22 protein-coding genes and 2 pseudogenes are annotated in these 24,913 nt (G+C 35.2%); 5 read left to right on the forward strand and 19 right to left on the reverse strand.

What is annotated here, in order from left to right:
• Window positions 1-1,569: a recombinase family protein gene (locus AAGD93_RS02100; protein ID WP_341819719.1), complete on the forward strand. Its 1,569-nt coding sequence runs from the start codon at window positions 1-3 to the stop codon at window positions 1,567-1,569.
• On the opposite strand, the gene AAGD93_RS02105 is transcribed toward AAGD93_RS02100, so the two are convergent.
• Window positions 1,514-2,752 (reverse strand): IS256 family transposase, encoded by a 1,239-nt coding sequence (locus AAGD93_RS02105; RefSeq protein ID WP_341819720.1) that lies wholly within the window; start codon window positions 2,750-2,752, stop codon window positions 1,514-1,516. The genes AAGD93_RS02100 and AAGD93_RS02105 overlap by 56 nt on opposite strands.
• A 49-nt stretch (window positions 2,753-2,801) precedes the next feature.
• Here AAGD93_RS02105 and AAGD93_RS02110 point away from each other — a divergent pair.
• Window positions 2,802-3,661 (forward strand): IS630 family transposase gene (locus AAGD93_RS02110; protein WP_341819721.1). Its coding sequence is split into 2 segments (ribosomal slippage): window positions 2,802-3,126 and window positions 3,126-3,661, totalling 861 coding nucleotides; the frame shifts between segments, so codons are not numbered across the junction.
• A 409-nt stretch (window positions 3,662-4,070) separates the two neighbouring features.
• Here the strand turns inward: AAGD93_RS02110 and AAGD93_RS02115 are convergent.
• Both AAGD93_RS02115 and AAGD93_RS02120 read right to left on the reverse strand, forming a co-directional pair.
• Entirely contained in the window at window positions 4,071-6,593 is a 2,523-nt protein-coding gene (locus AAGD93_RS02115) for an ankyrin repeat domain-containing protein (protein ID WP_341819722.1), read from the reverse strand.
• Window positions 6,575-8,398, reverse strand: a complete 1,824-nt coding sequence (locus AAGD93_RS02120; RefSeq protein ID WP_341819723.1) for an ankyrin repeat domain-containing protein — start codon at window positions 8,396-8,398, stop codon at window positions 6,575-6,577. The genes AAGD93_RS02115 and AAGD93_RS02120 overlap by 19 nt, the downstream gene beginning before the upstream one ends.
• 566 nt (window positions 8,399-8,964) lie before the next feature.
• On the opposite strand from AAGD93_RS02120, the gene AAGD93_RS02125 reads away from it, so the two are divergent.
• The 3 genes from AAGD93_RS02125 to AAGD93_RS02135 all read left to right on the forward strand — a co-directional run bounded on the left by AAGD93_RS02125 (window position 8,965) and on the right by AAGD93_RS02135 (window position 14,416).
• Window positions 8,965-13,260: a hypothetical protein gene (locus AAGD93_RS02125; protein WP_341819724.1), complete on the forward strand. Its 4,296-nt coding sequence runs from the start codon at window positions 8,965-8,967 to the stop codon at window positions 13,258-13,260.
• Window positions 13,261-13,587: 327 nt separating this feature from the next.
• The gene (locus AAGD93_RS02130) at window positions 13,588-13,755 is read left to right on the forward strand and encodes a hypothetical protein (RefSeq protein ID WP_156518135.1); all 168 of its coding nucleotides are present in this window, start codon (window positions 13,588-13,590) and stop codon (window positions 13,753-13,755) included.
• A 16-nt stretch (window positions 13,756-13,771) separates the two neighbouring features.
• Entirely contained in the window at window positions 13,772-14,416 is a 645-nt protein-coding gene (locus tag AAGD93_RS02135) for a transposase (protein WP_341819055.1), read from the forward strand.
• A 110-nt stretch (window positions 14,417-14,526) separates the two neighbouring features.
• On the opposite strand, the pseudogene AAGD93_RS02140 reads toward AAGD93_RS02135, so the two are convergent.
• The 16 genes and pseudogenes from AAGD93_RS02140 to AAGD93_RS02215 form a co-directional block, all read right to left on the reverse strand.
• Window positions 14,527-14,904: pseudogene (locus AAGD93_RS02140) on the reverse strand (PD-(D/E)XK nuclease family transposase); the annotation flags it as partial.
• A 30-nt stretch (window positions 14,905-14,934) separates the two neighbouring features.
• Window positions 14,935-15,794, reverse strand: a protein-coding gene (locus AAGD93_RS02145; RefSeq protein ID WP_341819725.1) for an IS630 family transposase whose coding sequence is annotated in 2 segments (ribosomal slippage) — window positions 14,935-15,470 and window positions 15,470-15,794 — 861 coding nt in all. Because the reading frame shifts where the segments join, the coding sequence is not laid out codon by codon here.
• A gap of 25 nt (window positions 15,795-15,819) precedes the next feature.
• Entirely contained in the window at window positions 15,820-16,344 is a 525-nt protein-coding gene (locus AAGD93_RS02150; protein WP_341819726.1) for a hypothetical protein, read from the reverse strand.
• A protein-coding gene (locus tag AAGD93_RS02155) for an IS630 family transposase (protein ID WP_341819182.1) occupies window positions 16,341-17,200 on the reverse strand; the annotation gives its coding sequence in 2 pieces (ribosomal slippage) (window positions 16,341-16,876 and window positions 16,876-17,200; 861 coding nt in all). The genes AAGD93_RS02150 and AAGD93_RS02155 overlap by 4 nt, the downstream gene beginning before the upstream one ends.
• A gap of 33 nt (window positions 17,201-17,233) precedes the next feature.
• Window positions 17,234-17,956 carry a hypothetical protein gene (locus AAGD93_RS02160; RefSeq protein ID WP_341819727.1) on the reverse strand — a complete coding sequence of 241 codons (723 nt, stop codon included), beginning with the start codon at window positions 17,954-17,956 and terminating at the stop codon, window positions 17,234-17,236.
• Between the two features lie 46 nt (window positions 17,957-18,002).
• The gene (locus AAGD93_RS02165; protein WP_341819728.1) at window positions 18,003-19,502 is read right to left on the reverse strand and encodes a recombinase family protein; all 1,500 of its coding nucleotides are present in this window, start codon (window positions 19,500-19,502) and stop codon (window positions 18,003-18,005) included.
• Between the two features lie 9 nt (window positions 19,503-19,511).
• Window positions 19,512-19,943, reverse strand: coding sequence for a DUF2924 domain-containing protein (locus tag AAGD93_RS02170; RefSeq protein WP_341819729.1), 432 nt, complete (start codon window positions 19,941-19,943; stop codon window positions 19,512-19,514).
• Between the two features lie 4 nt (window positions 19,944-19,947).
• A complete protein-coding gene (locus AAGD93_RS02175) occupies window positions 19,948-20,409 on the reverse strand; it encodes an ankyrin repeat domain-containing protein (protein ID WP_341819730.1) in 462 nt (153 codons plus the stop codon).
• A 25-nt stretch (window positions 20,410-20,434) separates the two neighbouring features.
• On the reverse strand, window positions 20,435-21,154 hold the full coding sequence (locus AAGD93_RS02180) for an ankyrin repeat domain-containing protein (RefSeq protein ID WP_341819731.1): 720 nt from the start codon (window positions 21,152-21,154) through the stop codon (window positions 20,435-20,437).
• Window positions 21,155-21,322: 168 nt separating this feature from the next.
• Window positions 21,323-22,477 carry a phage tail protein gene (locus AAGD93_RS02185; protein ID WP_341819732.1) on the reverse strand — a complete coding sequence of 385 codons (1,155 nt, stop codon included), beginning with the start codon at window positions 22,475-22,477 and terminating at the stop codon, window positions 21,323-21,325.
• A complete protein-coding gene (locus AAGD93_RS02190; RefSeq protein ID WP_341819733.1) occupies window positions 22,477-23,271 on the reverse strand; it encodes a baseplate J/gp47 family protein in 795 nt (264 codons plus the stop codon). The genes AAGD93_RS02185 and AAGD93_RS02190 overlap by 1 nt, the downstream gene beginning before the upstream one ends.
• Window positions 23,272-23,273: 2 nt before the next feature.
• Window positions 23,274-23,609: a GPW/gp25 family protein gene (locus AAGD93_RS02195; RefSeq protein WP_341819734.1), complete on the reverse strand. Its 336-nt coding sequence runs from the start codon at window positions 23,607-23,609 to the stop codon at window positions 23,274-23,276.
• Between the two features lie 2 nt (window positions 23,610-23,611).
• Window positions 23,612-23,866 carry a PAAR domain-containing protein gene (locus AAGD93_RS02200; RefSeq protein ID WP_341819735.1) on the reverse strand — a complete coding sequence of 85 codons (255 nt, stop codon included), beginning with the start codon at window positions 23,864-23,866 and terminating at the stop codon, window positions 23,612-23,614.
• Window positions 23,867-24,331: a phage baseplate assembly protein V gene (locus AAGD93_RS02205; protein ID WP_341819736.1), complete on the reverse strand. Its 465-nt coding sequence runs from the start codon at window positions 24,329-24,331 to the stop codon at window positions 23,867-23,869.
• On the reverse strand, window positions 24,318-24,794 hold the full coding sequence (locus AAGD93_RS02210) for a hypothetical protein (RefSeq protein ID WP_341819737.1): 477 nt from the start codon (window positions 24,792-24,794) through the stop codon (window positions 24,318-24,320). The genes AAGD93_RS02205 and AAGD93_RS02210 overlap by 14 nt, the downstream gene beginning before the upstream one ends.
• A pseudogene (locus AAGD93_RS02215) lies at window positions 24,791-24,910 on the reverse strand (phage tail protein); the annotation flags it as partial. The gene AAGD93_RS02210 and the pseudogene AAGD93_RS02215, both read right to left, overlap by 4 nt.
• Window positions 24,911-24,913 lie beyond the last annotated feature (3 nt).

A 24,913-nucleotide genomic window follows, 5' to 3' on the forward strand; every position in this document is an offset into this window, starting at 1 on the left:
ATGCTAAAAGAAGTAAGATGTGCGATATATACGAGAAAATCAAATGAAGACGTACTAGAACAAAAGTTTAACAGTCTTGATGCCCAGCGAGTAGCATGTGAAAAGTACATAAAGAGCAGAGAAGGCTGGGTAGCATTGGCCAAAAGGTACGATGATGGAGGTTTCTCAGGAAAGAATTTAGAAAGACCAGCAATAAAGGAATTGTTTGAAGATGTAAAAAAAGGAGAGGTAGATTGTGTAGTAGTGTACACACTAGACAGACTATCAAGAGAAACAAAAGACAGCATCGAAGTAACATCATTTTTTAGAAGACATAGAGTAAATTTTGTAGCAGTAACGCAGATATTTGACAATAATACGCCAATGGGAAAATTTGTACAAACGGTATTGTCAGGAGCAGCACAACTAGAAAGAGAAATGATCGTAGAAAGGGTAAAAAATAAAATAGCAACATCAAAGGAGCAGGGATTGTGGATGGGGGGAACTTTGCCGCTTGGATATGATGTAAAAGATAAAGAATTAATAATAAATGAAAAAGAAGCGAAAATAGTAGGGCACATATTTGAAAGATATTTGGAGCTAAAATCAATGGCAGAGTTGGCAAGAGAGTTAAATAGAGAAGGATACCGAACAAAATCAGATATCTTTAAAAAAGCGACGGTAAGGAGAATAATAACAAATCCTATATATACGGGAAAAATCAGACATTACGAGAAAGAGTATGAGGGAAAGCATGAGGCGATAATAGAGGAAGAAAAATGGCAAAAAGCACAAGAATTGATAAAGAATCAACCATATAGAAAGGCGAAATACGAGGAAGCGTTGCTAAAGGGAATAATTAAGTGCAAGGGCTGTGATGTAAACATGACTCTGACATACTCAAAAAAAGAGAATAAAAGGTATCGATATTATGTGTGCAACAATCATTTAAGGGGAAAGAATTGTGAATCAGTAAATCGAACAATAGTTGCTGGAGAAGTGGAAAAAGAAGTGATGAAGAAAGCTGAACAGCTATATGAAAAATGGGGAGAAAAAGCAGAAGAATGGAAAAATTTAAGTTTTGGAAAGCAGAAAGAAATAGTGAAAAAGTTAATAAAGGGAGTGATGGTGAGAGAGGATGGAATAGAGGTGCATTCTGAATCAGAGGAAAAATTTATACCAATGAAGAAGAAAGGAAACAAATGTACAGTAGTAGAGCCAGAAGGAAAAACAAATAATGCGCTACTGAAAGCAGTGGTAAGGGCTCATCTGTGGAAACGTCAGCTAGAAGAGGGAAAATATGCAAGCGTAGGAGAGCTGAGTGCCAAAATTAATATAGGTACAAGACGAATACAGCAAATTTTGAGGTTGAATTATTTAGCTCCAAAAATTAAAGAAGACATAGTAAATGGCAGGCAGCCAAGAGATTTGAGATTAGTTAATTTAAGAGAAATACCGATGTTGTGGAGCGAGCAATTAGAGAAATTTTATGGATTAGCAGGGAACGTTCAAAGAAGTGTGTCAAACCACATTTTTAATTCAACTCAATTTTTAACCTACCAGGAAAAAAGATATCAAGTTGAGACATAGTTAAAGCCCAATTAGGCAAAGCTGTAGTCCATTTTTGCTCTACCTTTTTTATAGCACAATATACCTGTTTGTACAAGGCATTTGTACTAGTAAATGAGCCCTTAGTTTTAGTAAATTTCCTAATTTGTCTATGCAATCCCTCAATTGGATTGGTAGTGTAAATCAGCTTTCTAACTGGCCCAGAATACTTAAAATAACCAGATAAATTTTCCCAATTGTTTTGCCACGATTTTGTAACCAAGGGATATTTTTCACTCCATTTTTCTTCCAGCTCAAGCAAATAATTCTCAGCAATCTCTTTACTTGAAGCACGATATATTTTTTTCAAATCATTCATGAAAACTTTTACATCTTTGCTAGATACATATTTCAGTGAATTCCTTATCTGATGCACTATATATAGCTGTACTTCTGCTTTAGGAAATACACTATTTATAGCTGTAGGAAAGCTTTTTAGTCCATTAATACATGCAATCAAAATATCCTCTACTCCTCTCTCTTTAAGGTCATTTAGCACTCCCAACCAAAAGTTAGCTCCTTCGCTTTCAGCCAAATAAAAACCCAAAACTTCTTTTCTACCATTTTGATCTATACCTAATATATTATACATGCATTTACTTACGCAATGCCCGTCCTCCTTGACCTTAAAAAACATGCCATCCATAAACACTATTGGATATACAGATTGCAGCGGACGACTACGCCATTCATTGATTACTGGCAGTAACTTGTCAGTAATGTTTGATATTTCTGCTAGCGATGTTTTATGATCATAGATTTCTTCTATATGTGATACTATATCTCTATACCCCATGCCGCTGGCATATGTGCTTAAGACCTTTGCTTCAAGTTCTGGATGTAGGCTTGTTTGCCTTTTTTTGACTATTTGCGGCTCAAAACTTCCCTCCCTATCTCTTGGTGTTAGCAGCTCAAATGAGCCTCCACTCGTGGGTAAAGTTTTTGCGTTTCTCCCATTTCTTCGGTTATTTTCTTCACTTTTAGCTGACATGTGGCTTTCTATTTCACCTTCCAGACTTGCCTCTAGCAGCCTTTTTATAAACGGTGTTAATGCTCCATCTCTTCCTGTCAATGGTCTTCCTTCTCGTATAGATGACAGGATATTTGTTTCTAATTCTTTATAATCTACCAAACCGGTAGTTCTGTTTACTATAGCTCTTTCCATAAAAGTCCGGATGTGATAGGATAAGGATAGATGATGATAAGGAGGTTGAATGCCAGCAGCATATAGTTATGATTTAAGAAAAAAAGCAATGGAAGTGCTAGACGAAGGAGAAAGCAGAGAAACAGTGGCAGCAAGATTTAAGATTGGACGAACTACTTTATGGGAGTGGCAGCAAAGAAGAAAAGAAACAGGAGACTTTCAATCAAAAAAACTTGGAAATGGGGGTTACAATCACAAAATTACCGACTGGGATACCTTTGCCAAATTTGCCAGAGAACACGGAGGAAAGACTCTATCGGAAATGGCTAAACTTTGGAACAACGTTAGTATCCAAACGATCTATCGAGCCCTTAAAAAAATTGGATTTACGCGCAAAAAAAGACATATGGATACAAGGAAAGAAACGAAGAAAAACGTGCTGAATTTTTGAAAATTATAGCGACAAAAGAACCTAAAAACTTAGTGTATATAGATGAGTCTGGCATTGATAACACCGAAGACTACCCCTACGGATATTGCCAGAAAGGACAGCGGTTTTATGCCTTAAAATCTGGAAAGAAAACTCAACGAATCAGTATGGTTGCAGCCTTAAGTGGAAGAAAGATAATTGTTCCGTTAACCTTTGAAGGCCACTGTAATATGGATGTTTTTAATGGATGGTTTGAGCAATTTTTGACACCGATCTTGGAACCTGGACAGACTGTCATTCTTGACAATGCTACTTTTCATAAGTCTGATAAGATTATCGAGCTTGCTAAAGGGGTTGGTGCAGAAATTTTGTATCTGCCGCCTTATTCTCCAGATTTCAACAAAATTGAGCATCATTGGTTTGCTATAAAAAAAAGAGCCAGGAAAAACATTCCTCTATTCGAATCCTTTCGTCGTGCTGTTGATTCTGCCTTCCTATGACCTGTTCGGACTATTATGAGAAATGCTATACTTTCTGACTCATTGTCAAACCTCCATTTTTTTATATCAATTTATTACTTTTTTTCGGTTTGACACACTTCTTTGAACGTTCCCACCAAAGATCAAAGAAGACATAGTGAATGGGAGGCAGCCAAAGGGTTTGAAGTTAGCTGAATTGAGGGAAATACCAATGCTTTGGAGTGAGCAGTTGGAGAAATTTTATAAGTTGGCATGGGAGTGTTAAAAATCACATTCTTTTCTGCTATACCATACATATATTATAACCTTCAAAATCCTTTTGGACGTCAATTGAAGCTCTTAAGTCGATACCACTGGCTGAACAGATACAAATAAGACAAATTTCTCAAAAAATCCTCTAAAATGTTAACTTAACATCACCATCACTTCATTATAGAAAACGGCCTACTGTTTCTTCAAGACTTGAAGCTTTTCTCATTTTTTCGCGCTTTGTCCAAGGGCCCACTTTTGTTGCATCAGATTGACTAATTGTTTCAGAACGAATCAACTCTCCAGATCTAGTAAAAAAACCGCGTTCAATAGCATCACGTACTGAACACCCACCAAGCAAACATTTTTCCCCTATTCGTTCCTCACAATTCTGTAATTTTTTCCACTTTTCTTGATCTTCTACTTCTACCTTTATTAGATTTTGCTTATTAGGGTATAATCTCACTCCTAACTCTCCCAAGCTAGTATCGAAAGTCAATACTATATTGCTATCATTTGCTAGGTCTACGTAATTCCTTATAGCGTTTTCCGTTATAATTTCTACCTCACTCTTACCTATCTTTATTATATTTCTTTCGTATTGTACACCTTCCTGAGTGATACCTAAACTCCTTGCTCCATTTGTAATCTTTGCAACATCTATTTTACTATCCTCTGAATATTCAAGACAGAGAGTAGAGTTGTCGATTTTTACGTCTCTTACCTTACCACTTGTTGCGCTTTGAACGATTGTTATGAAATCTAAAGCACGATTCTCATAATCTGCATAAGCGTTTTTCATATTAGCTTTGTGGCTTTCAAACTCTTCCAGTTCGTCAATTACATATATACTGCTTATGTTGTACAAAATTGCCCCTTTTGATATCAATTGACATACTATACCACTAGCAACCTCTATATTGCTTGCACCTTCGGAACTCTTTTTTAATTCACCAATCTTTCTTATCACAAAATCTGTAAAACTATATTCCTTTTCATATACCTTTCCGTATATACTACCCTGGCTAGGAAAATTCAGCCTTACTCCAAATTCTATAGCTTCATTTACAATGCGTTTTAACTCATCTATATCTTTAGATTTATTTACCCTACCCAAAAATATTTTCAACTTTTCTGACTGATCTAATATTAAATTATCCCATAGAGTTTTAGGCTTAGGTAAATGTTTTTTGTCCTTCCACTCTTCGTAATCAATCGCTCCTGCCTCTAGCAGCAACTTTTTTGCTTCTTTGAAATGAGTTTCATTACCATAACAAGCCTCCCTAATCTTTTGAAAAACTCGAGACTTTCCTTCGCAATCACGAAGATTGAGAATCTCTTTAAGACCTTCATTTCCTTTGTGCTGATTGAAAAACTTTCTTAGTCGATTAGTGTTAAAGCTATGACCGCAAATACCTTCTAAATCATTTTTTGCTTCCAATTGCTCCTGAGTTAAAAAGATCTGTTCTAAAAGATTCACTTCAAAAGGTTTTTTGTTAATAATTACAATGTCTAGAGGAGTTTTTCCTTGTCTGTCAGGTTGACTACGTGCTCCTTTTTTCAGAAGCAAAGGTATATTTAAAGTATTATAATAAGCAGCATAGTGCAAAGGTGTTTGCCCTTCACTGTCAACTATGTTAGGATCAGCACCAGATTTTAAAAGTAAAGTCATAAATGCACTAACTGCACAACCTATGTCTTTTTCCACTGCTAAATATTCCATACCTTGTATTACATGTAGTATTGTCAATTTGGATTCTCCCCTTTGAAGATTGAGAACAGCTTTTAGATCGTCACCTTTGTTATCGTGTAAAAAGTCCTCAAATCTTGTAATGTCACAAAATGGAAAGTCTGTAAGAAGATTTAACAGTGCCTTATTCAAATTTTTTTGGTTATCTTTTAAATCAGGTACGTTGAAAGACCAATCAGATATTAAATTTTTGAATTCTTCCCTTTTAATAATAGAGGTCAAAGAGCTGTTATCACTAAGCAGCAACGAGTATTTAATTGACGCATACTTATCATCTACCCGTCCCTCCTTCTGTTCCACCTTTACCTCCTTAAAATACTCTGTATCATCATCTTTAATGCGTTTAACTAGATCCTTTAAAAATTCAATATCTCTGTTTTCCAGTAAAGGGAATGCTCCCTTCTTCATGAGAATCGAGACCATTTTTGTACTTCGTCCAGCTAAGTATAATGGAGTGCGCCGTTTTTCATCTAACGCATTAACATCAGCCCCATTGTTTATAAGATACTCTACTATTTTTATTTTTTGGCTCAAGACAGCATGATGTAGAGGAGTGCTTCCGTCATTATACTTCTTATTAACACTTGCTCCATTTTTTATTAGGATCTCTACCATTCTTGTGTTCCCTTGCGAGATAGCGTAATATAATGGATCACGATTGTAAGCATCAATTGTGTTAACATCAGCTCCTCCTTTTATAAGGGTTTCTACCATTTGTTTATTGTTTTTTAAAACAGCAAAACTTAATTGGCACAATGTACCTGGATCTACTTGTTTTAATCTCTCTTCTATTTTACTAACTACATTACTCTTACTTAAACCAACATCAGCGTTAGCAGTACTTAATACTTCCTGCAATTTATTCAATTCCATAACTTCACCTCGGTTAAAAATACTACGCACCATTTTCACACGCATGACATAAAATGCAAGAACTAATATGACATGCAACATTCGTCCTTAGGCATTTGAGGTAAGCTTTGCCTATTCACTTCACATTCATTTAGCCTACTACTAGGCTTTAATACTGCATATGTAATGCCACCAGCAATGGCCCCAACAATCAATGCAGCAGTAGCTGATATTGATAAACTAAGATGAATAGCAATACATCCAATAGCTACACTTGTCAACATGGTCATTATGCCTACACAGAAACTGATCTTTATTGCTCTATTAGTTATAGTTAGGTGTTTATTTTCTGTCACTTTTTGATACTGTATCACATTTTTATCGTCAGCCAGACTTCCCGAGGTTTTGGGACACTCCCTTACTCGAAGACTAAGATACTTAACTATATCTTTGTAACCATTAGAATCCGCCAAATCGGAAGGAGTCTCACCTCTAAAGTTTTTTACATCAATAGTAGCCTTTTCTTCCTCTACAAGATATTCAACTATATCGTAGCGATTCATTCTAGCAGCTTCATGTAATGGAGTATCGCCATTTTTTTCGCTTACTACATTAACATCAGATCCCTTTTCTAACAGAGCTTTAACTATGCCTAAACAGCCCACCTCACAAGCAATATGCAAAGCAGTGCATCCTTCTTTGTTTCGTGCTTCAAAACTAGCTCCTTTTTCTAACAGAAATTGAACTACTTCCAAATGACCACATCCAGCAGCTTCATTTAAAGCAGTATCGCCTTCATAGTTTGTTGCATTAATATCAGTACCTTTGTCTAATAGAGCTTTAACGATTTCTAAGTAACCCTTTCGAGCAGCAATATGCAAGACACATTTGAAACTATTCTTTCGTATGTCAGCATTATTCATTTTGCCCAATAAAAACTGAACTATTTTCAAGTTTCCCCCTTCAACAGCACACCGCAAAGCAATGGGTTCTATGCCTTCTCCCACATTAACGCTAGCACCTCTGTCTAACAGAAATTGAAATATTTCTAAGTGCCCCCCTATAGCAGCACAATGCAAAGCAGTGCAGTCTTGATAACCTCGTATCTCAAAACTAGCACCTCTTTTTAACAGAAATTGAACTACTTCTAATTTGCCTGCTTCAGCAGCAATATGTAAGGCAGTGTCACCATTATATTTTTGCGCATCAACATCAGTACCATTATCTAGCAGAAATTGAACTACGTTTAAGTGACCCATCTGAGCAGCGACATGCAGCGCAGTAGCGCCTTCATCGTCTATTACCTTAAAACTAGCACCTCTTTTTAACAGAAATTGAACTACTTCTAATTTGCCTGCTTCAGCAGCAATATGTAAGGCAGTGTCACCATTATATTTTTGCGCATCAACATCAGTACCATTATCTAGCAGAAATTGAACTACGTTTAAGTGACCCATCTGAGCAGCAATATGCAGCGTAGTAGCGCCTTCATTGTTTTTTACCTCAACAGTAGCTCCTTTTTCTAACAGGGCTTCAACGATTACGAAGTGGCCCTTGCTAGCAGCAAAATGCAAAAGCGTGTTACCATCGTTGTCTTCTGTCTCAACGCTAGCTCCTTTGTTTAATAGATCTTGAACTTTCTCTAAGGAACCATGAAAAGCAAAATTAAGTAAGTCAGTATGTATATTACTTTCGTGTACACAATGCTCATCTGTTTTTAAGTGACTATCGAGCGTAGCTAAATATGAATACGTAATATTTTGATTAACTTGATAAATTGGTATTGTCTGTGTTGCATAAAAACCTTGTTCTTTTGACCGCTTTTCTATTCCATCAACCATACTGTTCTCTTCTAAATCTGCTTGAATATTTATTGGATTAGATACTTCTTCCAATTGATTACCCATAACACTACCTTAACTTAAAAACTTATGTTTTAATTATTACACAATTATTATAATTAGCAATAGTTTTATATTTTTTCAGAATTACAAATTTATTGTATTCAGATATAGGAAAATACCTTTTGTCTCTAAAAAACATTGCAACCAAGTATTACAAAGATTTCAATTATTTACTTCTTCAAAGATCCCAAAAAGATCGTATCTTTGTGAGAACAAGCCGAGTAAAAATAGGTTATGAAAATAAAAGATTGAAATTTTTACAACAAAGTTAGGCAAAACAGTTCGTATGTAAATTTAGCGAAAGTAATCCAATATAGCTGGTTTAGCGCATAGTAAAGTTACCATATAAAAAAGTTCGCACAGATCATTTGGTAATCCATCCCATCCCAAAGAAAAATGTTCTCACGGTTATTATTTTTAATTAAACAAAAGCGACCATATTATTAATTTAATGACAAAAAATATTGAAATATATACCTATTGAAATAATGTTATTAGTCATAGAAAGATAACTTTACTTTGTTGATTTTTTCAACTATCATGTGAATAGTGTAGTATAGTGAGTCAATATGTTAGCAGAGAATAAAGAGTCCGGTAAACCACCTAATAGTAAGAGCACTCTAGAAAAGTCGGATTTTGTTACTAGAGAACCTATTTCCATTTTCAGTGGGATAAAAAAGGCAAAGAATGAAGAGGAAAAAAAGAAGCTTAATCAACTTTTAGAGAAACTAAGGGAGAAATTGCCTGAGGGCTTTAAGATAGGAGCTGCTATAGGTGAAGGGGATTGTTTCTTTGATTCCATAGCTCAAGGATTGAACGAGCTAAAAGATAAAGGTCTGATTGCAGGTAGTAAAGGATTTAGTGTAAAGTCTTTGCGGGAAAATTGTAAGCAATATGCACAACAGGTTAATCAATCAAAAAAAGGTTCATGGTTGGGTAGTGCTTTAAAAGGAGAAGGTGAAAAACTTTGTGAATATATTCCGCGTATTGAATTTACTGCAGAAGACATTGAAAATACAAGCTCTGATTCAGAAATAAAAATTCTAAAGTTGGAAAACGCTATATGGGGAAGACCTGAAGTTGAAGGAAAAATGATATGCGAAAAGTATGGCGTGAAAGTTAGGACTATAGAATTGAGAGATAAAGAGATAGATGGATTACATGTTACTAAAGGTAAGGTAGGTACAGGTAATAATATTATTTACATAGTGAATTACAGGAACCATTTTGTACCACTTCTTAGTAATATTGAAAAAGATATAAAGAGAAGCATAAAAGTTTCTAGAGAGGAAGCTTACGGTAATGTGGTAGGTTCAAATTCAAACAATATTTCTCAATCTTACATTTCTACACCATTACAAGATATTGAAAATTCCTCACACGAGCAAAGCGACCATTCAAGGAGTACAGGTAAGGAAAATCATAAAACGAGTAGAAAACGAAAACGTTCTGTTACAGACAAAGATGATATAGTATTGAAGAGGTCGCGTGTGGATGTACACAATATTAATGAAGAAATTAGATTTGCTAAAAGTGTTGCCGGTAAAGAAGGGACACCTAGATTTAATCAGTTCTTAGATTTTTTAATTGAAGGGGAAGGAAAAGAATGTCTAGAAGTTCTGAAAGGAAAAGGAATAAACCTATCCAGTATGTCCAGCATTTTAAGTGGATCAGGAGCTGATGCTACAAAAGCTTTTAAAGGCTTATATGATCTGTGGTTTGATGAGCAAGGAAATAAAACACGATATTTAAAAACTCTAGAAAAAGAAAGAATAAATCTAGCTAGTGTTTCTAGTATTTTAAGTAAAGCAAGAGCTAATGCTGCAAAGACTTTTAAAGGCTTATATGATCTGTGGTTTGATGAGCAAGGAAATAAAACTCAATATTTAAAAACCCTGGGAAAAGAAGAAATAAATCTTACTAATGTATCCGGTATTTTAAGTAAAGCAGGAGCTAAAGCTCCCAAAGCGTTTAAAGACTTATATAATCTGTGGTTTGATGAAGAAGGAAATAAAACACAATATTTAAAAACCCTGGAAAAAGAAGAAATAAATCTTACTAATGTGTCTAGTATTTTAGGTGGAGCAGGAGCTAATGGTGCAAAAGCTTTTAAAGACTTATATGATCTGTGGTTTGATGAAAAAGGAAATAAAACACAATATTTAAAAACTCTAGAAGAAAGCGGAATGGGTCTTACTAATGTATCCGGTATTTTAAGTAAAGCAGGAGCTAAAGCTCCCAAAGCGTTTAAAGACTTATATAATCTGTGGTTTGATGAAGAAGGAAATAAAACACAATATTTAAAAACCCTGGAAAAAGAAGAAATAAATCTTACTAATGTGTCTAGTATTTTAGGTGGAGCAGGAGCTAATGGTGCAAAAGCTTTTAAAGACTTATATGATCTGTGGTTTGATGAAAAAGGAAATAAAACACAATATTTAAAAACTCTAGAAGAAAGCGGAATGGGTCTTACTAATGTATCCAGTATTTTGCATAGAGTAGGAGCTAATGGTGCAAAAGCTTTTAAAGAGCTATATAATACTTTTCTTGATGAGCAAGGAAATAAAACACAATATTTGAGAACTCTAGAAAAAGAAGGAATAAGTCTTGCTAGTATATCCAGTATCTTGCATGGTGCAGGAGCTAATGCTGCAAAGGCTTTTAAAGACTTGTATGACCTGTGGTTTGATGAAGAAGGAAATAAAACACAATATTTAAAAACTTTAAAAGAAAGCAGAATAAATCTTACTAATGTATCCAGTATTCTGAATGGAGCAGGAGCTAATGGTGCAAAGGCTTTTAAAGACTTATATGATCTGTGGTTTGATAAGCAAGGAAATAAAACTCAATATTTAAAAACTCTAAAAAAAGAAAAAGTAAATCTAGCTGATGTGCCCGGTATTTTAAGTAAAGCAGGAGCTAAAGCTCCCAAAGCGTTTAAAGACTTATATGATCTATGGTTTGATAAGCAAGGAAATGAAACACAATACTTAAAAACCTTAAAAAAAGAAAAAATAAATCTAACTAATATGTCCAGTATTTTGCACGGAGTAGGAGCTAATGGTGCAAAGGCTTTTAAAGACTTGTATGACCTGTGGTTTGATAAACAAGGAAATAAAACACAATATTTAAAAACTCTAGAAGAAAGAGGAGTAAATCTTATTAATATGTCTAGTGTTTTATCTGGAGCAGGAGTTAACGCTACAAAAGCTTTTAAAGACTTATACGATCTGTGGTTTGATGAAAAAGGAAATAAAACACAATATTTAAAAACTCTAGAAAAGGAAGGAATAGATCTATCTAGCATATCTAGTATTTTGAATGGAGCAGGAGCCAATGGTGCAAAAGCTTTTAAAGACTCATATGATCTTTGGTTTGATGAAGAAGGAAATAAAACTCAATATTTGAGAACTATAGAAAAAGAAGGAGCAAGTTTTGCTAGCATGTCCAGTATCTTACATGGAACAGGAGCTAGTGCTGCAAAAGCTTTTAAAGACTTATACGATCTGTGGTTTGATGAAGAAGGAAATAAAACACAATATTTAAAAACTCTAAAAAAAGAAGGAATAAATTTACCTAATATGTCCAGTATTTTAAGTGGAGCAGGAGCGAATACTACAAAAGCTTTTAAAGACTTATATGATCTTTGGTTTGATGTGCAAGGAAATAAAAAACAGTATTTAAAACATTTTACTGAAAAAAGGAATAAGGAAAGGAATTTTACTATAAGTAACTTGTCTGGTATTTTTAGTGGGGCAGGAGCTAAAGCTAGCAATGCTTTTAAAGAATTACATAACGTTTGTTTTAACGACAATGGAGAAGAGACAGAACTTTTAAATAATTTCTATGATGTAGGCTTTGATCCAGGTAACTTATCCTCTATGTTATGTGGATCAGGATCTCATGCTTCTCATAGATTAAAAAAATTTCATAATACTCTTTTTGACGATAAAGGAAAGGAAACAGGACTTTTAAGTGATTTTCGTAAGATAGGTTTTAATCCTCAGAGTCTGTGCAGTATATTAAGCGCATCAGTAAGTAGTTTAGGTCAGTTTCATGATTTTTGTTACACAGAAAAAGCAAAAGCGTATTTAATCCATTTCTCACAGGCAGGTTTTACTATTAAAAAATTATCTAATATACTGCATGGAGCAAGGGCTAGCATTTGTTCTGCTCTGAAGGATTTTCACAATGTTTGTTTTGATGAGCAAGGGAACAATACGCAGCTTTTGAATGATTTCTATAGCGTAGGGTTTAGGGCAAGTCACTTATCCACAATATTAGGCATGGCAGGAAATAATTCAGCTTCTATCTTAAAAAATTTCCACAAATCATGTTTTAATGAAAGGAATTATTTAAATCACTTCTTAGCCGAGAAAAAACTTTTTACACCAAAAAATTTATCTAGGGTGTTACATAGAGTAGGACTTAGTATTTGTTCTGCCTTTGAAAAATTGCATGGTTTTTGTTTTGATAAAGCAGGAAGCAAAACCGATTATTTAAATAATCTTATCAAAAATAACTCACCGAATACGATACTTGATACACTATATAAAAAAGTAGAAAAAGTTAAAAAAGCTCCTTCTGCTTTCTTAGATGAGCAGAATATTAGCGAAGAAGATAAAATAACCAATCCAGGTCTTAACCCGAGTAGCGTATCCGGTAGAACGGAGCAAGAACAAAACTTGGGTAGTTTACAACAAGGTGATTCTAAAATTAAGAGAAAAATCCGGAAGGGTACCTTAAATCGGGGCGAAAACAGGCAAGAAACTACTGATGGAATAGATGATAACCCTGAAACTTATTTAAATGATCCAACAGTGGACGAGCAGCTACAAGAATCATGTCAGACAATTTCTTCCTGAAATTGTTTTATTTCAGCTTTAGGAAGGCTGGTTGTTTGGGAGATGATATCAATAGAAACACCAGCCTTAAGTAGGTTTTTTGCAACTTCAATGTTCCTTTCTTTGCAACCTTCAGCTCTGCCTTTTTCATGACCGATTTGGATTGTATATTAAGTCAAAGTCGCAAGACTATAATGAGCTAGCTGTCAATTGGATTGATTGATAGAAATCGTAGGCATCTCAGTACACTCCTAGCTTTAAAAAATGGAGTACGAACGGTAGGGGGATCTAAAAGATCGAATCACAATCCTGTTACATTATTATTTGATTATATTTATAGGTACAAAAATGGCTAGAACAGTTTTCATTGGTATTGATGTTTCAAAAGAAACACTTGATATCTCAATCAACAATAAACATCAGCGTATAGAAAATGTAGAGACAGCTATATCTGAGTTTATAAAGTCAAAAATGGCTAACGTATTTGTTAAGTTATGTGTAAACAGGTGGTTATGAAAAACTTGTCATAAAGTTGTTACGGGAACATAACATAGCTGTTCACAGAGCTCACCCAAATCGGGTATATGCATTTGCAAAAGCCTGCAACCACTTTGCAAAAACAGATAAATTAGATGCAAAATTACTAGAAAAATATGCTGAATTTATCACAAAAAATGACGAGGTAGTAGAATACATAGTTTCACAAAAGCAAGAAGAACTAAAAGAGCTAAGAGAGCTAAGAGCAGTTGAGCGCAATCTAAACGATGAAGTTCACGCAAATAAGTGTCGTTTGCATAAGGTTACAGGAAAAGCCAGGGAATATATAGAAAAACAGATAGAATTTGCAAAAAAACAATTAGAGCAAATTAGGCAAGACATAGAAGATATAATAAACTCTGATCCTGATTTGAAGGAAAAAAGCAAACTGCTAACTAGCTATAAAGGTGTTGGACGGAAAACCGCAAGTATCCTACTCATAGAGGTACCTGAACTTGGCAGGTTAGATAATAAGGAAATAGCTTGTCTAGTTGGAGTTGCACCAAAAACTAGTGAAAGCGGAAGGAAAGTGAGCAAAGCCCAGATCATAGGTGGCAGATTTTATGCTCGAAAAGCATTATACATGTCTGCTGTGGTTGCAATGCGTCATAATAAAAAAATGAAAGCAGCGTTTAGTTGACTCTGGCAAAGCCGCTAAAGTCGCTTTAGTTGCTGTAATGAGAAAAATCATCATTTGTTTAAATGCTATGATAAAAAACAATAATTTTTATCTTGATGTTTAAGACGGTAGATGCCTTCTTGTCTACCTTCTTGTCTACCTTTTTCATGACCTACTCTAACACCCTCATCAAACTTTTGAGCAAAAGCATCAATCTCATCCATTATGCGTTTTTTCATTTGTTCATATGCTAGTAACTCTTCTTCTGACCAATTAAACTTATTCATCTCTTCATAAGCTCGTTTTATTATTACGTCACTACCAACTATTTTATCTAGGTCCTTCTCGTTTGTTTCTTCTGCATATTTGAAGAAAAATAGCCAACGATCTACTACATTTTCTAGCTGCTCTTCTCTACTCTTAGGAAACTTTGGCAACTCAATGAAAATAAATTGAAAATCTTTTAAATCATGCTCATTAGTTTTTTCATCTCTTATGGTATGGCTAGATATAGCATTTCTCATAATAGTCCGAACAGGTCATAGGAAGGCAGAATCAACAGCACGACGAAAGGATTCGAATAGAGGAATGTTTTTCCTGGCTCTGTTTTTTATAGCAAACCAATGATGCTCAATTTTGTTGAAATCTGGAGAATAAGGCGGCAGATACAAAATTTCTGCACCAACCCCTTTAGCAAGCTCGATAATCTTATCAGACTTATGAAAAGTAGCATTGTCAAGAATGACAGTCTGTCCAGGTTCCAAGATCGGTGTCAAAAATTGCTCAAACCATCCATTAAAAACATCCATATTACAGTGGCCTTCAAAGGTTAACGGAACAACTATCTTTCTTCCACTTAAGGCTGCAACCATACTGATTCGTTGAGTTTTCTTTCCAGATTTTAAGGCATAAAACCGCTGTCCTTTCTGGCAATATCCGTAGGGGTAGTCTTCGGTGTTATCAATGCCAGACTCATCTATATACACTAAGTTTTTAGGTTCTTTTGTCGCTATAATTTTCAAAAATTCAGCACATTTTTCTTCGTTTCTTTCCTTGTATCCATATGTCTTTTTTTGCGCGTAAATCCAATTTTTTTAAGGGCTCGATAGATCGTTTGGATACTAACGTTGTTCCAAAGTTTAGCCATTTCCGATAGAGTCTTTCCTCCGTGTTCTCTGGCAAATTTGGCAAAGGTATCCCAGTCGGTAATTTTGTGATTGTAACCCCCATTTCCAAGTTTTTTTGATTGAAAGTCTCCTGTTTCTTTTCTTCTTTGCTGCCACTCCCATAAAGTAGTTCGTCCAATCTTAAATCTTGCTGCCACTGTTTCTCTGCTTTCTCCTTCGTCTAGCGCTTCCATTGCTTTTTTTCTTAAATCATAACTATATGCTGCTGGCATTCAACCTCCTTATCATCATCTATCCTTATCCTATCACATCCGGACTTTTATGGAAAGAGCTATAAAAAGCAAGATCGGTGGTATTTGGGCTGACACTTTTTACTTTCTCGAGCTTGGTGTTGGGATTTATGATATTATACAGCGCAAAACTTACACAAACTAACCCAACTATTCCCACAACCAATGCTACTGTGACATCGATTTTCAAGGCGTAAAATACAACGCTACCCACTAATAACACTGCACCAACAATACCTGCTACGATTGCCTGTCTTTGTCGTGTTGATGGTTTTTCTTCTGCATCATCGCTATCAAAACATGGTTCAGTAGAAGAGGGGCTTTCAGGATTAGTTTCTCTATCAACACTCTTGCTCTCTATCAAACACAATTCAGGAGTTGGCTCTACAGTAGTTGAATCATTTTGCGCTTCTTCGCTGCTTTCACATATAGGTTGAAGGTCTTCACTTTCACATAATTTGGTGTCAGTTTCTGTAGCTTTATCAATTGCGTGAGTAGTATAGCATTTCTCATAATAGTCCGAACAGGTCATAGGAAGGCAGAATCAACAGCACGACGAAAGGATTCGAATAGAGGAATGTTTTTCCTGGCTCTGTTTTTTATAGCAAACCAATGATGCTCAATTTTGTTGAAATCTGGAGAATAAGGCGGCAGATACAAAATTTCTGCACCAACCCCTTTAGCAAGCTCGATAATCTTATCAGACTTATGAAAAGTAGCATTGTCAAGAATGACAGTCTGTCCAGGTTCCAAGATCGGTGTCAAAAATTGCTCAAACCATCCATTAAAAACATCCATATTACAGTGGCCTTCAAAGGTTAACGGAACAACTATCTTTCTTCCACTTAAGGCTGCAACCATACTGATTCGTTGAGTTTTCTTTCCAGATTTTAAGGCATAAAACCGCTGTCCTTTCTGGCAATATCCGTAGGGGTAGTCTTCGGTGTTATCAATGCCAGACTCATCTATATACACTAAGTTTTTAGGTTCTTTTGTCGCTATAATTTTCAAAAATTCAGCACGTTTTTCTTCGTTTCTTTCCTTGTATCCATATGTCTTTTTTTGCGCGTAAATCCAATTTTTTTAAGGGCTCGATAGATCGTTTGGATACTAACGTTGTTCCAAAGTTTAGCCATTTCCGATAGAGTCTTTCCTCCGTGTTCTCTGGCAAATTTGGCAAAGGTATCCCAGTCGGTAATTTTGTGATTGTAACCCCCATTTCCAAGTTTTTTTGATTGAAAGTCTCCTGTTTCTTTTCTTCTTTGCTGCCACTCCCATAAAGTAGTTCGTCCAATCTTAAATCTTGCTGCCACTGTTTCTCTGCTTTCTCCTTCGTCTAGCGCTTCCATTCCTTTTTTTCTTAAATCATAACTATATGCTGCTGGCATTCAACCTCCTTATCATCATCTATCCTTATCCTATCACATCCGGACTTTTATGGAAAGAGCTATACCTTTATTTGTTACACTATATTTACATACTTCATGCACTTCCTTACTATTTTCATCTTTAGCTGTAGTAGTTTTGGCTGTTACAACAGTGGGCTGCTGGGTTGCTCTCCTATTAACAAGTTCTCCGGAGAATTTTAAGATTTCTTCTACAGCTTCACTATTTTCACACGCTTCAGCATAAGTGAATGGGATGTAAGTTGTTTCCTTGCCATTTGAATGTTTTATAATTATTCTCTTTTTTAGAATATCTTTCAAAATACCATTTTCCTCAGAGATTTTTAACACTACTCTCATAATGTCATTGTCTCTACGTGATATAGCATCTGTAAGTATTGTATGAGTTTCTTCCCGACCATCTGAATGTTTTGTGGTCATTTCTTCATTCAGAACTTCCTTTAATAGTTTTTGTTTTTTGGCTTCTTCTAAAAGATCTTTTACAGCTTGATTATTTTTATAACTTATAGCATAATGTAGTAGTGATAATGTCTCCTCTCTACTCTGATATTTATAAGTTATTTTCGTTAAAAGAATCGTGCTTGCGTTATAGCTGGACCTTTTGAATATTCTATTTCTGAACCTTCCAACAATACCTTTTCCTTCCTCTATTTCTCTTACTAGCTTTTGAATATTCCTTCCATCTTTATTTGTTAACTCATATATATCACATACTAATGTCAGTTTTGACGTTTTCATAATGTTTTTCTCTCTATTAAAATTTGTTGTATTTAATGTGCGTAATTTAACCGTAGAACTTCTTCAACTGTTCACTCCACAGCATCGGTATTTCCCTTAAATCAACTAACCGCAAATTACTTGGCTGTCTCCCATTTACTATGTCTTCTTTAATTTTTGGTGCTAAATAATTTAACCTTAAAATTTGCTGTATTCTTCTCATGCTTATCTTAATTTTAGTGCTCAGCTCCTTCACACTTCTATATTTTCCTGCCTCCAGTTGTCGTTTCCATAGGTGAGCTCTTACCACTGCTTTGAGTAACGCATTATTTGTTTTACCTTCTGGCTCTATTACTGTACATTTGTTTCCTTTCTTTTTTATTGGTATAAATTCCACCTTATCCTCTAAACTCATCTCTATTCCATCTTCTCTTATCATTACTCCTTTTATTAACTTTTTCACTGCTTCTTTCTGTTTTCCAAAACTCCACTCTTTCGCATTTTCTCCCCATTTTTCATATAGCTGCTCTGTCTTTCTCATTACTTCTTTTTCTACTTCTCCTGCTATTACATTTCGGTTTTCTGATTCACAACCTTTTCCCCTTAAATGATTGTTGCATACGTAATATCTATACCTTTTATTCTCTTTTTTTGCGTACGTCAGCGTCATATTTGCATTACAGCTCTTGCACTTTATTATTCCCTTTAGCAATGCTTCTTCATATTTTGCTTTTCTATATGGCTGATTCCTTATCAATTCCTGCGCTTTTTTCCATTTTTCTTCTTCTATTATTGCTTCATGCTTTCCCTCATATTGCTTCTCATAATGCTTGATTTTTCCCATATACGTTGGATTTGTTATTATTCTTCTTACCGTCGCTTTCTTAAATATCTCTCCTCCTTGTACTTTTCCCGATTTTGCTTCAAACTTCTTTGTTCGGTACCCTTCTCTGTTTAACTCCCTTGCCAACCCTGCCATTGACTTCAGCTCCAAATATCTTTCAAATATGCGCTTTACCACTTTTGCTTCTTTCTCATTTATTATTAATTCTTTATCTTTTACATCATACCCTAGCGGCAAAGTTCCTCCCATCCATAACCCTTGTTCTTTCGATGTTGCTATTTTATTTTTTACTCTCTCTACTATCATTTCTCTTTCTAGTTGTGCTGCTCCTGATAACACTGTTTGTACAAATTTTCCCATTGGTGTGTTATTATCAAATATTTGTGTTACTGCTATAAAATTTACTCGATGCCTCCTAAAAAATGATGTCACTTCTATACTATCTTTTGTTTCCCTTGATAGTCTATCTAATGTATATACTACCACACAGTCCACTTCTCCGGCTTTGACATCCTCGAATAGTTCCTTTATCGCTGGTCTATTTAAATTACTCCCTGAGAACCCTCCATCATCGTACTTTTTTGCTAATGCTACCCACCCTTCTCGACTCTTTATATACTTTTCACATGCTACTCGCTGCGCATCAAGACTATTAAACTTTTGTTCTAGTCCATCTTCATTTGATTTTCTTGTATATATCGCACATCTTACCTCTTTTAGCATTCTCTCTCCTCAATTTCCACTTTTATCACGCATCCCGAATAATAAAGGTCCGTTGTAGCTCATTCCCATTATTTTTCCTGCTACTGCTGACAATGATGTATAAAACTCTTCTTTGTAGATCAAACCCTTATCTGTTACCATCACTGCATGCGTTTCTTCCCCTCTCTCTAATATTAGCTCTGTTCCTGCTGCTGGCAGTTTATCGCTACTTATCCTTTTTCCCTTCTCTAGCCGATCTGCCAGATACTCTAGTCTTTTTGCTACTTTTCTTGACATTTCTCCATACGCTTTCTCCTGTATTCTATATGCTAATCTCGGTATCAAATACTTTTTTGAATGTCTAGGTGCTTCTTCCACGAATACCTTTTTCCATATTTTCCTCAGCTCTACCAGCGATTTTTTCTCTAAATTCAATACTTTCTTTTCTGTTTCTTCCTCCATATTTTTAGCCTTTCATAAATAACTTTTCAATTCTGTCTGTTTCTTTCTTCAATATTTCAGTGATCTCTTTGCTGTTTTTCGCATAATCCATCGCTGTCATTCCAAACGTATCTGCTTGTTCTATTTCAGCCCCTGCTTTTACTAGATCCTCCACTATTTCCACTTTCCCCACCATACATGCAAGGTGCAATGGAGTGCATTTATTTCCATATTCTTCCGCATTTACATTCGCTCCTGATTTTATCAATTCTCTCACGATTTCTAGACGTTTCTCAGTTACCGCTAGGTGCAGTGCTGTGTATCCTTCTACATCTGCTGCATTCACATTTGCTCCTTTTTCGACTAATAACCTCACTGTTTTTGCGTCTATTGCATAATGCAGAGCTGTTCTTCCCTTTTCGTCTCTTTCATAAATATTTTTAAACGAGTTCTCTAATAGTAACTCCTCTTTTTCTTTTTTACTCATAATCTACCTCACCTTTTCTTTAAACCTAAGCCTTCTTTCTCACCACCTCATCTATCATTTCGTTCACTTGGCTCATTATTTTGCTTGCTAAATTTTTACATTCTTCCTTTATTAGTGATTTGTCTCTCTTCCTTATTTCTTCTATCTCTATTATTTTTAACTCCGGTAAATAACTCCTATTCAACATGTCTGCTATTTCTCCCACTAGCCTCTCTATTCCATAGCATGTCAGTTCTCTACTTTTTGTTATTCCTCCTTTTTCTCTCAAAAATTTACTTGCCTTTTCACTTTCTTTGCTATCACACAGAGAATACTTTTCACTTTCCCATATGTAATACATTGGTGTTGCACCATACTTATTCAGTTGATTAACTTCAGCTCCTGCTTTTACTAGCTCTTTTATTATTTCAACTCCTGCTCCTCCTATTTTGCATGCAGAGTGCAGTGGCGTACATCCAGTGACATATTGAGTAGCATTTACTTCTGCTCCCGACCTTAGCAGCACTTTTACATTTTCTAAGCTTTTCGCAAATACTGCACAGTGTAGTGGTGTATAACCATTTTTATCTCTTGCATTTACCTCTGCCCCTTTTTTTATTAATAACCTCGCTGTTTTGTAATCAGAGATTTCTACTGCTTGGTGTAATATCGTCTCTCCTTCTTCATTTCTTTTATTAATATCTTTAAATCCGTTACTTGATACTTCTTTAAAAAACTTACTAAAAGACCCCTTGCTAAAACTCATTTCATACCTCACAAAATTAGCTTTTCTAGCGCCAGACAAATTTCTTATATTTACCTGCTGCTATTCAAGTCATGTCCGTTTTAGCATAAGAAAGCAAGTCCTTTTCTTTTTATTTCATATACTTTAACCTATTGTTAATATAATATATGAGGATCTAAATATAAGTACTTAACTTATTATAGATATTACTTGACTATTTTTCCAACTTCTGTGCAAATGTCGATGTTCGTGCCATTTCAGTACTCCCGGGTAAAATACTAAAATGTGCTTTTCTAATTCGTGTATTGAGTCTTTTTGCTCTAAATCATTTTTATAGTAAACGTTGTGTTCTCCTACACCAAATCTTATAACTTTTTGATTGGTAAAGTCCTCTACCTTGTAATGGTGAGTAACGCTAAACCTTTCTAAAATTGGCTTGTGTTTTAAATTCCAATGTTGCTCAGATAGTTTGCTACTCCCTAGTAAAAATTTATCCCCTCTTTCCTCTACACTACTAACTGAAAAGCACGAATTTATTTCTCCTAACCTCCAACTATCCGATAATATAACTTGCGCTTTCGCAAACTTAATTTCCGGCAATAAGCTCTGTGGTAGTGGATATAGTGCTTTTAAATTGTACCACTGATGATTTCTTTCATAGATGCCTTTATAATCCCTTGTGTGAGTCTCTGTTTCCCCAAATACTGCTACATCTAAGCGATATACATCATTACTAAATGCTTGCTCATAATGAACACGAAAAGTACTAAACTTAAAACTTGGATTTAAGATTTTTAGCTCAAATGCGTTCTTTCTACCAAACGATAATACTGGTCCGTCTTTTTCAACTTTTTTACCTGAGTAATCCGATAACAAACTTCCAAATAAACTTTCATCTAATATAAACCTGCTAATATTATAGTGATCATTGAAAATCCTCATTAGCCGCGATCTTACGGGTAACGATAGTTTCGCAAGTTCCACAACTGCATCTACAAAAAAGTTATTTGGAACATTCCTTATCCCTATCTGCAGCTCAAAAAAATGTCTACCTGGTGGCTCTTCAATAATTGTAATATCTTCTATATTTGCCCATTTTAGTGCTATTTTTAGTGATGCTGGAGTTCCTCTCAGTCTTTGAAATTTTACTCCTTCTACTACGGCTTTTCTTTTATCCCTTATCCAACGTAAAATTTCCCCCAATTCATATTCCTCAATCAACCACGGCAATGTTTCTTCTTTTAGGTTGAACTTAAACCCTCTGATACAGCCTGGATCTACTTTATAATCTATCGCATCTACTAGCGCTTTTTCCTGTTTTGTTGCATTTGGTGGTAATAGCATTACTCAATCTTTAATTTTCGCAAATTTGCACACTCGTTCCCTAGTATCACAATATCCTCTTTTGGCTCGATTAATTCTACGTTCTCTACACCATCTACAAATAGATTCGCTATTATCCACGATCTTGTAACATTCCATCCCAGCCTTCTACTTGCTTCAAACTTCTTAATGAACTGTTCCTTAATTTCCTCCTTCGATATTACAGAACTTATGCTCATTTTGCTGTGAATATCTATTTCCGTAATATTGCAACCAATTACTGTTACTGTATCTGTTAAAACCCTTATATCATCCCTGGTAACTCGCTTTCTTACAATATAAAGTAGTTCTTCTGACTCTATGCTAATTGTGGATAATTCTGTTGATAAGATTGAAATTTGTACTTTCCCTGGTATAGGCGATTCTACTAACGCATCCTTTACTCTACTATCTGCTGACAGTGCATGATATCGATAGTGTTCTTTGCTTCCACACCTGCTTGAGCCCACTATTTTTGCTTTAATTCTTTTTCTAAATCGTTCGTCATCTTCTTCTTTCTGCCTCTCCACTCCGTAAAACTCAGCTAAATTATCAAGATCTTCTCCCGTTGCAAATTTAAGTAAATTACCCTTTACAGCTTCGTTTATCCTTTGTCTGAGCAAAAGTTCTCTCCACGCTGCTACTTCCAGAACCTTCATTGCTGGATCGGATTCTACTAATGCTGAAAAGGTTTCATCTCTACAGACTAACTCTTCCTTCATTCTTGAAAATATTTCCTCGAAATTTGGCTTTTCTACAATATTTAGCTGCTGCATCTTTACACTACAATTCCTTCAAGATGAATGTCTTTCCCGTTTGGTAAGTACAATCCTTCTAGATCAAGTATTACCTTTCCCTCCTTTACTTCTTTCATTTTTACTTTTTCCAGTTTAAACCTCTTTTCCCATTTCCCTAAAGCTTCTGCAGTCGCTGCATAGATTTCCAAAGTTAAATCTCTATTTATTGGCTTATCCACTAACTCAAATAATCTTGACCCATAATCCCTTCTCATGATTCTACTGTTAATAGGAGTGGTTAATATATCAATTATTGATTGTTTTAAGTGTTCCAAACCTTCTAACACTTTTCCTGTTTTAGCATCCATCCCTTTCATTTTTAGCCTGCAAACACGTCTTCACTGCCTTTTATTACTTTAAACCCACATGAAACTATATCTCCTACTCTTCCTACACCAAGACCATTTGCAAACACTGTTTTTGATCCTTGAATCATTACCTTTCCTTCACTAAAACTTTCTCCTTGTCTGCACATTGGCTTACCATTTACAAAAACATTGTTACTCCCACTAATGCAAAAATGCGGTGTTACTTCTACACAATAATCTCCTACTCGTACAACCGATTTATTCATTTAATTAAGGTTTATTCTATCTGCTTTCAGTTTTATTTCGCTCTTCGTCATCTCTATGCTCGATTCCCCAGCTTTCAGTGTTATTTTATCTACTACTTCAATCTCTAAATGATGCTTCTCTTTATCATATGTAAACTTTGTCCCATCTTGAAATTTTACACTATTTATTTCTTTTTTATTTTCTAGTGCAGCGTACTTTTCCTGATATATTCCTGGTAATACTACTCCTAATGATAGTTCACCACGAGGAGAAAATACCACAACTTGTTCATCGATATCTGGCGGAGACCAATCTCTATCTTTTCCTGCTTTGCTTGTTATCCATGGCAACCAATCTGTTAAAAATTCTCCTATTTTAACTCTTACTTTTGCTTTTTCATAATCTATTTCTTTTACAACTCCTATACGAACAATGTTGGCCATTTTCCTCTGTAGTTCCGAAATTGCAAAATTATTTTCTAACATTTATTTCACCGATTTCTATTTTGTGTGGCATAAATTTTCCTTCTTTCCAAATAGATCGCCCTACGTGTATTGTATGCACCCATTCAACCATCCACACTAAATATGCATCGAGCTCTGGTCTAAAGTCATCTCCTCCTCCTGATATAAATTCTCCTGGTGAAACATTTTTCACGTTCCAAGTATTTTTATTTACTACTTTCGCAACCTCAGCAGCTAATGTTCTGACAATAATAGGGGCATTTTCTATTACGCTATCAATCACAATTCGTGCTTCAAATCTTGCTTTCAGCGCTAATTCCTCTGTTCCAGGATCATGTCCTTTTTCAAAGCTACTAAGTTCCACAAATACCGCTGGTGCTATCAATTCTTTCCTTATTGCTGGATATACTTCGCATGTTTGTATCGCAGAAATTTCTTTCTTCAGCGTGGTACAAATTTTATCATGTAAATCTTTCAAATTCATCCTTTATAGCTCAATTGACGTTCAAAAAACTTTGTAAAGACTTCTTCAACTTCATAATTAACAAGATTCCCCATTATCCTTGAAGCCTCTGGTTTCAGTGACAATTTATAGCTCTTTCC

Origin of the sequence: Wolbachia endosymbiont (group A) of Brachyopa scutellaris, from assembly GCF_964026995.1 — a bacterium.
Lineage (GTDB): Bacteria > Pseudomonadota > Alphaproteobacteria > Rickettsiales > Anaplasmataceae > Wolbachia > Wolbachia pipientis.